Annotated in this window: 10 protein-coding genes; 8 read left to right on the forward strand and 2 right to left on the reverse strand. The window is 66.9% G+C overall.

The features are described from left to right. Positions 1-143: 143 nt before the first annotated feature. Positions 144-1,238, reverse strand: coding sequence for a dipeptide epimerase (locus IAE58_RS00575; protein WP_199932406.1), 1,095 nt, complete (start codon positions 1,236-1,238; stop codon positions 144-146). Then, positions 1,235-2,668, reverse strand: coding sequence for an SH3 domain-containing protein (locus IAE58_RS00580; protein WP_164276166.1), 1,434 nt, complete (start codon positions 2,666-2,668; stop codon positions 1,235-1,237). The genes IAE58_RS00575 and IAE58_RS00580 overlap by 4 nt, the downstream gene beginning before the upstream one ends. A 132-nt stretch (positions 2,669-2,800) precedes the next feature. On the opposite strand from IAE58_RS00580, the gene IAE58_RS00585 reads away from it, so the two are divergent. The 8 genes from IAE58_RS00585 to IAE58_RS00620 all read left to right on the forward strand — a co-directional run bounded on the left by IAE58_RS00585 (position 2,801) and on the right by IAE58_RS00620 (position 12,230). Beyond that, positions 2,801-4,276 (forward strand): transglutaminase-like domain-containing protein, encoded by a 1,476-nt coding sequence (locus IAE58_RS00585; RefSeq protein WP_199932407.1) that lies wholly within the window; start codon positions 2,801-2,803, stop codon positions 4,274-4,276. A 42-nt stretch (positions 4,277-4,318) separates the two neighbouring features. Beyond that, the gene (locus IAE58_RS00590) at positions 4,319-7,342 is read left to right on the forward strand and encodes a TonB-dependent receptor (RefSeq protein WP_108751960.1); all 3,024 of its coding nucleotides are present in this window, start codon (positions 4,319-4,321) and stop codon (positions 7,340-7,342) included. A gap of 101 nt (positions 7,343-7,443) precedes the next feature. Next, positions 7,444-8,991, forward strand: coding sequence for a serine hydrolase domain-containing protein (locus tag IAE58_RS00595; RefSeq protein WP_199932464.1), 1,548 nt, complete (start codon positions 7,444-7,446; stop codon positions 8,989-8,991). Beyond that, the gene (locus IAE58_RS00600) at positions 8,918-9,637 is read left to right on the forward strand and encodes a M15 family metallopeptidase (RefSeq protein WP_199932408.1); all 720 of its coding nucleotides are present in this window, start codon (positions 8,918-8,920) and stop codon (positions 9,635-9,637) included. The genes IAE58_RS00595 and IAE58_RS00600 overlap by 74 nt, the downstream gene beginning before the upstream one ends. Positions 9,638-9,839: 202 nt before the next feature. Then, positions 9,840-10,211, forward strand: coding sequence for a hypothetical protein (locus tag IAE58_RS00605; protein WP_108770959.1), 372 nt, complete (start codon positions 9,840-9,842; stop codon positions 10,209-10,211). Positions 10,212-10,438: 227 nt separating this feature from the next. Continuing rightward, on the forward strand, positions 10,439-10,867 hold the full coding sequence (locus tag IAE58_RS00610) for an EF-hand domain-containing protein (protein ID WP_199932409.1): 429 nt from the start codon (positions 10,439-10,441) through the stop codon (positions 10,865-10,867). A gap of 93 nt (positions 10,868-10,960) precedes the next feature. Continuing rightward, the gene (locus IAE58_RS00615; RefSeq protein ID WP_199932410.1) at positions 10,961-11,710 is read left to right on the forward strand and encodes an HAD family hydrolase; all 750 of its coding nucleotides are present in this window, start codon (positions 10,961-10,963) and stop codon (positions 11,708-11,710) included. A 31-nt stretch (positions 11,711-11,741) separates the two neighbouring features. Then, on the forward strand, positions 11,742-12,230 hold the full coding sequence (locus IAE58_RS00620) for a hypothetical protein (RefSeq protein WP_108751965.1): 489 nt from the start codon (positions 11,742-11,744) through the stop codon (positions 12,228-12,230). The last annotated feature ends 2 nt before the right edge of the window (positions 12,231-12,232 follow it).

Below are 12,232 nucleotides of genomic sequence, written 5' to 3' on the forward strand. Positions count from 1 at the left end.
CCACCCGCCCGACCCCGGACAGATCGCGCGCGTGCCAGCCGCGAAGGGGATACGGGCTAGAGCAAAGGCAAGAGCATCCACGCATGGCGTGGATCTACCGTGGCGCGGCCCTTGTAGAGTCGAGCCATGCTCGACTGATCGGGTCAACCCAGCATCTCCAGCCCACGCACTTCGGTGATGCCCAGCCCGGGCACATCGGCAATGCTGATCTCCGATTCGTTGAAATGCACCCCTCCGCTGACCGGGTCGAACTGGCCCAGCGAAGGGCCGTCCAGGTCGACCTTGGTGATCACATCGCTCTTGGCCACGGCCAGGTGCACGGCGGCGGCCACGCTGATGCTCGATTCGATCATGCAGCCGATCATGCACGGCACGCCGTAGATGCCGGCAATGTCGGCAATGCGGATCGCGTTGGACAGGCCACCGGTCTTCATCAGCTTGATGTTGATGATGTCCGCCGCGCGCTGCTGGATCAGGTCCATCACCTGGCTTGGGCTGAACACGCTTTCGTCGGCCATCACCGGGGTGTTCACCCGGTCGGTCACGTACTTCAGGCCGTCGATGTCGGCGGCCTTCACCGGCTGTTCCAGCAGTTCCAGCACCACACCGGCCTCTTCCAGCGTGCGCATGGCATGCACCGCCTGCTTGGCGGTCCAACCCTGGTTGGCATCCAGGCGCAGCAGGGCGCGGCCCTGCACGGCGGTGTGGATCGCCTTCACCCGCTCGATGTCCAGGCCGATGTCCTTGCCCACCTTGATCTTCAGCGATTCGAAGCCGCGGTCGATGGCCGACAGCGAATCGGCCACCATCTTGTCGATGTAGTCCACGCTGATGGTGATGTCGGTGGTGATGACCGGATCGCCACCGCCCAGCATCTGGTACAGCGGTGCGCCGTGCAGCTGCGCCCACAGGTCGTACAGCGCGATTTCCACTGCGGCCTTGGCGCTGGTGTTGCGCTCCATGGCGGTCTGCACCAGTCCGCTCAGGCGGTTGAGGTTGACCACGTCCTGGCCGATCAGGCGCGGGGCGATGAAGTGGCGGATCGCTTCGATGATCGAGCCGTGGGTATCGCCGGTGATCACCGCGGTGGCCGGTGCTTCACCGTAGCCGGTGTGGCCGGTATCGGTGCGCACCAGCACCACCACGTCCTCCACGGTTTCCACCGTGCGCAGGGCGGTCTTGAACGGCGTTTTCAGCGGCACGCGCAGCATGCCCAGTTCGATGGCGGTGATCTTCATTCAGGGGTCTTGGTGCGCAGGCGTTGGATGTTGGTGATGCGGTCGATGTAGCGGACGGTGTCGCTGGCCATCATCGGCTCCAGCGGGGTGACCGAGACACCATTCAGATGGGCCTGCACGCGCTTGCCGTCGGCGCCGAACCAGCTGCCGCCGGCGGTATCGTGGATGACCCAGGTGCGGCCGTCGACGTGGCCGATGGCCATCATCACGTGGCCGGGAATGTAGACCAGGTCGCCTACCTGCAGGTTGGCCACGGCGCGGTCGCGCACGGCTTTGCTGTCCTTGTCGGTGAACGGCAGGCGGTCCAGCGCCGGGCTGACTGCCTGTGCGCTGGTATTGCGCGGCAGCAGCACGCCGAAGCTGCGGTAGATTTCCGAAACGAAGCCGCTGCAGTCGCGGGTGTCGTAGTCGTGACCCCAGCCGTAGCGTTCGCCCAGGAACTTGAAGGCCTGCTGCAGCAGCAGGCGCGGGGTCAGGGGCAGGTAGTCGGCGGCGGTGTCCTGCGAGCGCGGCAGCAGGGCAGGCACCAGCTTCAGGCTTCCGTCGGCTTCACGCACCGGCAGCTGCACCACCCACGCGGCATGCGCCTGCTGGCCGTTCACCGCGGTGGCGGCCGGCCAGTCGGCCAGCACCGGCAGGCGCACGCCCATGTCAAGCTGCAGGCGCGATACGCGCGGTTCTTCCGGGGTGTAGGCGGTATGCGCGACCGCACCGGTCACGATGCGGTAGGGGCCCTGCGTGGCATAGCCGAGCACGCTGGCCTTCTCGCCGGTGGCCACGGCTTCGGCTTCGATCCAGGCGCTGTAGCGTTCGCTGTGCACGAACAGCCAGCGGCCATCGGCACTGCGGTGCACGACGGCCACCTTGTCACCGGGGAACAGCGCCGATTCCTGGAAGCGATCGATATCAGTATCGCCGCGGCTGCTGAAAACGCGTTGGCGGGTGGGGAAGGTACGCAGTGCGGCACGCTTCACCACCAGGCCATAGGCCGGGCTGACCTGGGCCGGCACGCCCTGCAGGCCCAGGTTGGCCTCGATCGCGCTGCGCTGGGCCGGGGCGATGTCCTGGCCGGCGTCGTTGTACAGCGCACGCGTCGGCCACTGCGACAGGGCGGTGATGCTGGCGCGCACCTGCTGCGCCGAAAGCTGCGCGGGCAGTGCGGCGATATCCTGGATGTGGGCATCCTGAGCACGCATGCGCGCGTTCTGCGCCTGGATCTGCGCGCGGTCCAGGATCGGTGCATCGGCGTTGTCCAGCCGCGCGGCCCAGTAGTCCGGGGTCAGGTAGGCCTCGTGCAGCCCGATCACATACGGCAGCGCTGCGCCGGGATCGGGTGCGGCCTGTGCGAAGACCGGCGTGGCCAGCAGGCACAGGGCCAGGGACCAGCGGCGCCAGGTGCCACGGCGCGGTTTGCGGGAAGCCAGGATCATGCGCTGCACACCCTCCTCGAATGCCTGTGGGAATATTTATTCCTTTCGACGGCGAAAGCAAGAATAAATTATTGACCACCCCTGCCGCCCGTGTTACACAGCCGTTACCACCCGCGCTGGGGAAGTGTCGCTGTGGAATCCGTCGTTCGCAAACCGCGTCTGCCTGTTGCCGCCGGCCTGGGTGCCGCGCTGCTGCTGTGGGCGTGCGCGGCTGCGGCGGCACCGTCGTCTGGCGCCCGCCTGCTGCAGGTGATCGATGCCGTCGACGCCGGCCACTTCGCGCAGGCGCAGGCGTTGATCGCACAAGCGCCCGGCACCGCCGAACTGCAGTTCCAGGACGAGCGCATGCGCCGCGTCCGTCTGGATTTCAGCCTGGACCGCGCCGCCGCACAGGCGGCCGTGCGCCGTTGGATTCCCGACCTGACCGACGAAGAATTCGCGCGCTGGGACCAGCGCGGGCTGATTGAGCACCTGGATATCGACGGCACCCGCTGGTACTTCAAACGCGCGCCGTCGAACCTGTTCCTGCTCAGTGATGAAGCGCGTGCGCGGCGCCGTGCCGATGCGCCGCTGCCAGCGCCCGGCCCCAACGAAGTGCTGAACGCGCATCACCAGCAGGTGCTGGCTGCGGCCGCGCGCACCGGCAATGCCTCGGTGCTGCCGCAGCGCATTGCATTCACCCAATCGCTGACGGTGAAGGCCGATGCGGTGCCGGCCGGCGAAACCGTGCGCGCGTGGATTCCGTACCCGCGCGAGATTGCCGGCCAGCAGGAACAACTGCAGTGGCTGGGCAACACCCCGGGCAACGCGCAGGTAGCGCCGCGCAGCACCCTGCAGCGCACGGTGTACATGGAAGCCAAAGCCGTGGCCGGGCAACCCACCCGCTTCGAAATCCGCTACGCGCTGACGATCTTCGCGCGGCATACGGCCATCGATCCGGCGCGCGTGCAGGCCACGCCTGCCGACCCCGCGTTGCAGCCGTACCTGGCCGAGCAGGTGCCGCATGTGCAGTTCAGCCCGGCGCTGAAACTGTTCTCCGACCAGGTGCTGCAGGGCGAATCGCGGCCGTATGAAGTGGTGCGCAGGCTGTTCGCCGCGGTCGATCGTATTCCGTGGGCCGGTGCGCGCGAGTACTCCACGCTCAGCAACATCAGCGATTACGCGCTGCGCGCCGGCCATGCCGACTGCGGCCAGCAGACGCTGCTGCTGATCGCCCTGCTGCGCATGAACGGCATTCCCGCGCGCTGGCAGTCGGGCATGGTGTTTTCAGACGATGGCAGCGGCTACAACAACCTGCACGATTGGGGGCAGGTCTACCTGGCGCCGTATGGCTGGCTGCCGATGGACGTGACCACCGGCGCGCTGGCCAGCGATGTGCCTGCGCTGCGCGACTTCTACCTGGGTGGTCTGGACGGCTACCGCATCGCCTTCAACGACGATTTCGGCCAGCCCCTGGTGCCGGCCAAACAGCATTACCGCTCGGAAACGGTCGACTCGCAGCGCGGCGAGGCCGAGTGGGCAGGCGGCAACCTGTACTTCGACCAGTGGAGCTATGACCTCCAGTGGCAGGTACTGCCCGCCAGGCAACCCCAGCGCGATATCCGCTAGATCCATTCCACACCATTCAATTCTTGCAGGAGAGAGCAGGGGATGAAGGCTTACAGCATCAAGCGGGCGGCGTTGAGCGTCGCCCTGGGCGCGTGTCTGGGCGTGATCGCGCCGGGCATCGCATTCGCACAGAACGTGACCGGCGCGGTGGCCGGCCGGGCCAGTGCCGGTGACCAGATCACCGTGGTCAGCAGCAGCACCGGCCTGACCCGCACGGTGACCGTGGGCGCCGATGGCAGCTACCGCCTGGGCCAACTGCCGGTGGGCGACTACCAGCTGCAGTTGAGCCGCGATGGGCAGACCCTGGGTGAGCAGGTGGCGGTGAGCGTGGCGGTGGGCGGCACCACCACGGTGAACCTGGCCAGCGGTGGCGGCGTGACCAACCTGGACGCCCTGCAGGTGCGCGGCACGCGCGTGGTCAACCGCGTGGATGTCTATTCCACCGAAACCTCGTTCAACATCAACCGCCAGGAGATCTCGCGGCTGCCGGTGGCGCAGGATCTGTCGGCGGTAGCGCTGATGGCGCCGGGCGTGGTGGGCGGCAATTCCTCGTTCGGTGGCCTGTCCTTCGCCGGTTCGTCGGTGGCCGAAAACGCGGTGTTCATCAACGGCCTGAACGTGACCGACATGTACACCCGGCGCGGTTTCAGCACCGCGCCGTTCGCGTTCTTCAACGAATTCCAGGTCAAGACCGGCGGCTATTCGGTGGAGTTCGGCCGTTCCACCGGCGGTGTCATCAACGCCGTCACCCGCTCGGGCAGCAACGAATTCAAGGGCGGCGTGGAAGTGACCGCCGAACCCAGCGCCTGGCGTTCCAGCGCGGGCGACCACTTCCACCGCGATGGCAGTGCGCATTCGTATGGCAGCCGTGACAACAACTCGTTCCTGAAGACCAACGTCTGGGGCTCCGGCCCGATCATCAAGGACAAGCTGTTCCTGTTTGCCATGTACGAAGACCGCAGCGACAAGGGCCACAACACCTCGTCCGATGGCAGTACGTGGTTCAAGAATGATTCCGGCAACGGCTTCTGGGGCGCCAAGCTGGACTGGAACATCAACGACAACCACAGCCTGGCCCTGCTGGCGTTTTCCGACGAAGGCGATGTGACCAACGCGTCCTATGGCTATGACTGGGACGAGGACGAGATCGGCGCCTGGGGCGGCGATTCGGTAACCGAGACCGGCGGCAAGAACTGGTCGGCCACCTATACCGGCCACTTCGGCCAGAACTTCACCGCCCGCGCCATGGTGGGCCAGAACAACCAGCGTGCGTTCACCAATTCGTCGCTGGACCAGGCCTGCAGCCCGGTGTTCACCGACAGCACCTACGGCACGCGCCTGTACAAGCTGCAGGGCCTGCGCGCCGGCTGCCATCCCACCGGTACCGCGGTGGCCGAGCGTGATGACACCCGCGATGTGGCGCGCCTGGATTTTGAATGGCAGCTGGGCGACCACCTGCTGCGCTTCGGCGTGGACCGCGAACTGATGACCACCGATCAGTCCACCCGTTACCCCGGCCCCACCGCGCTGAGCTATACCGCCTACGTGGCGCGCCCCGGCGATGAAGTGTGGGACGGCGCCAATGCCTACGTGCCGGCCGGCGTGACCGAAATGCTGCGCGCACGCAACCGCCAGTCCGGTGGCAAGTTCGAAACCGAAGCCAATGCCTTCTACCTGGAAGACATCTGGAACGTCACCCCGAACCTGATGCTGAACCTGGGCGTGCGCTGGGACCGCTTCGAGAACCGCACCGCGCAGGGCAATGCCTTCATCAAGATGGACGACCTGGTGGCGCCGCGCGTGGGCTTCTCGTGGGACATGCGCGGTGATGGCAGCACCAAGCTGTTCGGCAACGCCGGCCGCTACTACCTGCCGGTCACCAACAACATCAACGTCAACTTCGCCGGCGGCCTGACCGACGAATACAGCTACTACGTGCTGGAAGGCTGGCAGCAGCAGACCTCGCCCACCGGCTCGGCGTACATGGCGCCCATCATCGGCCAGCAGATCGGCCCGACCGATACGCGCATGAACACCGGCGGCGCCGACCTGCGGCAGAGCGTGGACAAGGACCTGAAGGCGGTCTACCAGGACGAGTACATCCTGGGCTTCCAGAGCATGATCAACCAGGCCTGGTCGTGGGGCGTGAATGCCACCTACCGGCGCATGACCCGCGCGCTGGATGACATCCGCATCAACTACACCCCGTGTGGTCCGACCCCCAGCACCCTGTGGCCGATCGCCAACCCCGGCGAATCGCTGACGATCTGGGGCGATTCCAGCATTGGCTGCGCGCAGGAAGGCTGGATCACCATCGATACCGCCAACAGCGGCTACCGTAAGGGCGGCAGCGGCGAAGTGATCGGCTATTCCAAGCCCAAGCGCACCTACAAGGGCCTGGAATTCCAGATCGACCGCGCCTGGGACGAGAAGTGGCTGTTCAACGCCTCTTACCTGTGGTCCAAGAGCGAAGGCAATTTCGAAGGCCCGGTGAACTCGGATACCAACTACGGCGACACCGGCATGGTGCAGTTCTGGGACCACCCGGCCACCAACGAACGCTATGGCGTGCTGTTCAACGATTTCCGCCACCAGTTCAAGCTGCGCGCGGCGTATGCGCTGAACAAGCAGTGGTCGTTCGGCACCACGTTGCAGGTGCAGTCCGGTGGCCCGATCACCGCCTATGGCGTGATGTGGCCCAACGACAGCATCGCCGGCGGCAGCACCTCCAGCGAGGGCAGCGGCGGCGGCACCGGCTGGCTGTGCGTGGCCAACTGTTCCGGGCCGTATGACCAGCGCCAGTTCGAGTACAGCCCGCGCGGTGCGTTCGGCCGCCTGCCCTGGACCTGGACGCTGGGGGCCAACGTGACCTGGCGCTTGCCGGTGGAGGGCATCGACCTGAGCGCGCGGCTGTCGGTGTACAACCTGTTCAACAACCAGGAAACCATCAACGTGCACCAGCGCTACGAAGCGCAGCCGGGCGTGTACCGCGAAGCCACCTTCGGCACGGGCACGCGCTGGCAGGCCCCGCGCTACACCCAGCTGGTGGTGACGTGGAACTTCTGAGCCGTCCCGCCGGCGCGCGCCCGGTAGAGTCGAGCTTGCTCGACTGCTCTTCGCAGGGCGCGCGACACCGCGTGCGGGGCCGTTACCGGCGTTACGCCGGCATGGCCCTGCTGGCACTGGCACCGGCGGTCCACGCACAGGCCACCAGCACCGCATCCATCGATGCCGACGTAGCCGCCGTGGTCCAGCACGAGCACCTGCCGGGCATCGCCCTGGCCGTGGTGGAAGACGGCCGCGTGGCCTACCGCTACGTCCAGGGCGCACGCGGCGATGGTGGACGCATCGACGAAGACACCCTGTTCAAGATCGCGTCCAACAGCAAGGCCATGACCGCCGCCCTGCTGGCCCGCTTGGTGGAGCAGGGAAAACTGCGCTGGGATGACCCGGTGCGCAGGTACCTGCCGGCCTTCCGCATGCATGACCCCTGGGTAGGCGAGCACATGCAGGTGCGCGACCTGCTGATCCACAACAGCGGCCTTGGTTTGGGCGCGGGCGACCTGATGCTGTGGCCCGAGCCCAATGCCTACACCCGCGCCGACATCATCGCTGGGCTGGCCCACCTGAAGCCGGTCAGCAGCTTCCGCAGTGGTTATGCCTACGACAACCTGATGTATGTGGTGGCCGGCGAAGTGGCCGCCGCCGCCGGCGGCAAGCCCTATGACCAGCTGCTGCGCGAACAGGTGTTCCAGCCGCTGGGCATGCGGCGCTGCCAGGTGGGTGCGTGGTCGGTGAAGCGCGTGGGTAACGTGGCGCAGCCGCATACCGTTCGCGATGGGCAACCGGTGGTGGTCAACGCCGACGGCGCGCGCAGCCCTGACCTGACCTCGATGGCCGCCGGCGGCATCCGCTGTTCGCTGGCTGACATGACCCGCTGGATGCAGGTGCTGCTGGACCCGGCGCTGGTGCCCGATTGGCTGGGCAGCGAGCAGCGGCGCACATTGTGGACCCTGCACATGCCCATGCCGCTGGGCGAACGCCAGCGCCGTTGGGACAACGCGCACTTCTACGGTTATGGCTATGGCTGGCGGGTTTCAGACATGGACGGGCAGTGGAAGGTGGCGCACACCGGTACGCTGTCGGGCATGTATTCCTCGCTGGGGCTGCTGCCCGACCGCAAGGTGGGCGTGGTGATGCTGATCAACGGCGAAGGCGAGGATGCACGCACAGCGCTGATGCAGTCGATGCTGAAGGGCTACACCGCGCCCGAGCAGGCCGCCTCTGCCATGAGCTATCTGGCCGAACTGGCCGCCGATCGCGCGGTGCGTGCGGCCAGCGCTGGCGGGCGGCCGTCCACCGCCGGGGCGCGCGCGGCTACGTCTGACGACCTGGCGCGCTGGCAGGGCCGCTATCGTGATCCCTGGCTGGGCAATGCGTCGCTGTGCTCCGGGCCGAAGGGGTTGCGTTTTGCCGTGGAAAAGTCACCGAAGCTGCAGGCCAGCGTGCAGCAGGTGCAGGGGCGCTGGCTGCTGCACTGGGATACGCTGGGTGAGCAGGCACAGGCATGGCTGCAGCCGGGCGACGGCGCGTCGCCAACGCTGGACCTGCGTGCCATCGACCCCGAGATCGACTTCAGCTATGACTTCCAGGATCTACATTTCACTCGCACTGGCGATTGCACTGACAGCGGCGGCGACGTCCCGCGCCGTTGAACCGCCGCGTGTTTCCACGGCCACCGATGCTGCGGCGGCCGGGTTGGTGGAGATCCGCTCGCTGTCGCCGCAGATCCAGCTCGACATCCGTTACGCCGGCGCCAACAACTTCACCGGCGCACCCGTGCCGGGCTACCAGGCGCCGGCCTGCTATCTGCTGGCACCGGTGGCGCAGGCGCTGGCGAAGGTGGAAGCCGACCTGCGCAGCGCCGGCTATGGCCTGCGCGTGTACGACTGCTACCGCCCCGTGCGGGCGGTACAGGCGTTCATGGCCTGGGTGCACGATCCGCGTGAGCAGTCGCGCAAGGCCCTGCAGTACCCAGACCTGGACAAGCCGCAGCTGCTGGCCGACGGCTACATCGCCGAACGTTCGGGCCACAGCCGTGGCGCCACCGTCGACCTGGGCCTGCTGGATTGCCGCACGGGCGCGTGCGTGGTGATGGACATGGGCACCGATTTCGATTTCTTCGGCGTGCGCGCGCATACCGAAACACCGGGGCTGACCCCGGCGCAGCGCGGCAACCGCCAGCAGCTGCTGCTGGCCATGGCCCGGCACGGGTTCGCCAACTACCCGCAGGAATGGTGGCATTACACCCTGCAGCCCGAACCCGACCCCGGCACCGCCTACGACGTCCCCGTGCAGTAGATCCACGCCACGCGTGGATGGTGTTCGATGCCCGTCCAGGATTTCATCCACACCGTCCCGCCATCCCACGCAATGCACGCTTTTGCCGTTGCCGTTGCCGTTGCCGTTGCTTCAGTCGAGCATGGCTCGACTCTACAGGGGTGCAGGGCGCAGCCCTGCCGATGGAATTACACTGGCCGCCTCTCCCCGCACGCGCGCCCGCATGAACCTTCCGCTGCACTTCGGCCTGCTTGGCACCCTGGAAGCCGGCGGCATCGCCCTGCTGGTCGGCCTGCTGATGTACCTGCTGATGCTGCGCGTGGTGCGCGGGCTGGGCGGTTCGGTGAACCAGGCCATCGGTGCTTCGTGCGTGCTGGCGGTGATCATCGGCGCCGGCATCGATATCTGGAAGCTGTTCTACATGGGCATCGTGCGGCTGGAGTCGCCGCTGTATGCGCGCATCTTCCTGTCCACCATCCACGATCCCAACGAACTGGGTAGCCGGGTGGTGCTGGAAATCGCCGGCGCGCTCGCCGGCGTGGCGCTGGGATGGATCGTGTTCAGTTCGCGGTCATCCACGCAGAACGTCGACTGACGCAGGTTTTTCGTTGCCTGCAGGTTAAATCCGCGCGCGCTGAATGCGCGTCTTATGAGCCGCTCACTTCGCGCTAACCACTGCGCTAAAGCATGCGCGTGGCCGAGTGGTTAATGCCGCGTGTTGGCGGCGGTCGCGGCGCAAAATCGATTCAGAAACGGGGTGGCAGGGTAGGTGCCGTGCGGAAACAACAGGCCGCGCAACACCACCCAAAGGAGACATCCCCTATGACGATTCGCAACCGTAAGCCCCTGATCGCCCTGGTCGTTGCTGCTGGCAGCCTGCTCACCCTTCCGGCCATGGCGCAGTCCGCCCAGCAGCAGGCCGCGCAGGCACAGAACCAGGCCGCGCAGGCCCAGCAGTCTGCGGCACAGGCCGGCCAGGCCGCTGACCAGGCCAGCAACGCAGCGGCCGCAGCGTCGGCGCAGGCCAGCGGTGGCGGTGGCGGTGGCGGCGGCCAGACCTGGGCCAGCATCGATACCGATGGCAACGGCACCATCAGCAAGGCCGAGGCGCAGGTGAACGCGGGCCTGGCCCAGGTGTTCGACCAGGCCGACGCCAACAAGGATGGGGAACTGAGCCCCGATGAATACAAGGCCTACGTGGCGGCCCAGCAGGGCGCCGCGGCCGGTGGCAACGCCGCGCCGGGCCGCTGATCCAACACCGTCGGGACAACCGGTGCATGGGGACCCGGGCGGCTTCGGCCGCCTGGGTTTTTTCTGCGTGCCGGGGGCCTGTATCCTTGTGCGATGAACACTTCCACGCCCGCGCCGTCGCGCGCCATCGGCCTGGTCGGTTTTGACGGTGACGATACGCTGTGGAAGAGCGAGGACTACTACCGCAAGGCCGAGCAGGATTATCTGGACCTGCTGTCGCGCTACATCGACGTGCACGACACCCGCACCGCGCGCCACCTGCTGGAAGTACAGCAGCGCAACCTGGGCGTGTTTGGCTACGGGGTGAAGGGCATGGCGCTGTCGATGATCGAAGCGGCCATCGACATCACCGGCCAGCGCATCGAAGCCAAGGACATCCAGCGCATCCTGGACATTGGCCATGACACCCTGCGCCACCCGGTCGAGCTGATCGACGGCGTGCGCGAATCGGTGGCGGCCATCGCCGAACACTACCCGGTGGTGCTGATCACCAAGGGCGACCTGTTCCACCAGGAAGCGAAGATCGACGTCGCCCGCCTGCATGACCTGTTCCCGCGCATCGAGATCGTGTCCGAGAAGGACCCGCAGACCTACGCCCGCGTGCTGGCCGAATTCGAACTGCCGATCTCGCAGTTCGTGATGGTCGGCAACTCGCTGCGTTCGGATATCGAGCCGGTGGTCACCCTGGGTGGCTGGGGCATCCATACCCCGTACGCGGTCACCTGGGCGCACGAAACCGAGCACGGCGTGGCCGAGGACGAGCCGCGCATGGTCACCGCCGATACCGCCTGGGACTGGCCGGCCGCGCTGGCCGCCATCGAGGCCAAGGCCGCCGCGGCCTGACAGGGCGCAGCGGCTGCGGCAGAATCGGGGCATGAACCTGATCCTGCGCGCGCTGCTGTCGATCCTGCTGTTGGTGCCGGCCACCGTGCTGGCCCAGCAGACCGCCGAACGTTCGGCGGCCTACGAAGTGAACAGCGGCGACAGCTGGCTGGATGCCCAGTTGCAGGACATCAACCATTACGCCGAGCGCTACCCCGACGCCTTCCTGGACGAAGTCTCGCGCTATGCCGACGTGCCGCGCGCCTATGTCAGCGCGCTGTTCACCGCCCATGGCTGGCAGGCCGGCGATATCTACTTCGCCTGCTTCTGGGCCAAGGCCAGCGGCCAGACCTGCCGCGACAGCGTGCGTGCCTTCAGCCAGAATCCGGAAGGCGGTTGGGAAGCGGTGGTCGAGCGCATGCCGGTGAAGCCCACCAATCTGCACGTGCGCGCCGTGCGCCACGCCGTGGTGGCCAGCTTCGAGCACTGGGACCGGCCGATCACCCTTGATGCCACCCTGAAGCGCCAGCTGGGCCGGTAGCG

The organism is Stenotrophomonas sp. S49 (assembly GCF_016624905.1).
Taxonomy (GTDB): domain Bacteria; phylum Pseudomonadota; class Gammaproteobacteria; order Xanthomonadales; family Xanthomonadaceae; genus Stenotrophomonas.

Excerpts from the sequence above, each read along its gene's own strand:
- IAE58_RS00575 (WP_199932406.1), bottom strand. The coding sequence starts at position 1,238 with ATGAAGATCACCGCCATCGAACTGGGCATGCTGCGCGTGCCGCTGAAA.
- IAE58_RS00620 (WP_108751965.1), top strand. The coding sequence starts at position 11,742 with ATGAACCTGATCCTGCGCGCGCTGCTGTCGATCCTGCTGTTGGTGCCG.
- IAE58_RS00590 (WP_108751960.1), top strand. The coding sequence starts at position 4,319 with ATGAAGGCTTACAGCATCAAGCGGGCGGCGTTGAGCGTCGCCCTGGGC.
- IAE58_RS00595 (WP_199932464.1), top strand. The coding sequence starts at position 7,444 with ATGGCCCTGCTGGCACTGGCACCGGCGGTCCACGCACAGGCCACCAGC.
- IAE58_RS00580 (WP_164276166.1), bottom strand. The coding sequence starts at position 2,668 with ATGATCCTGGCTTCCCGCAAACCGCGCCGTGGCACCTGGCGCCGCTGG.
- IAE58_RS00605 (WP_108770959.1), top strand. The coding sequence starts at position 9,840 with ATGAACCTTCCGCTGCACTTCGGCCTGCTTGGCACCCTGGAAGCCGGC.
- IAE58_RS00600 (WP_199932408.1), top strand. The coding sequence starts at position 8,918 with ATGACTTCCAGGATCTACATTTCACTCGCACTGGCGATTGCACTGACA.
- IAE58_RS00610 (WP_199932409.1), top strand. The coding sequence starts at position 10,439 with ATGACGATTCGCAACCGTAAGCCCCTGATCGCCCTGGTCGTTGCTGCT.
- IAE58_RS00615 (WP_199932410.1), top strand. The coding sequence starts at position 10,961 with ATGAACACTTCCACGCCCGCGCCGTCGCGCGCCATCGGCCTGGTCGGT.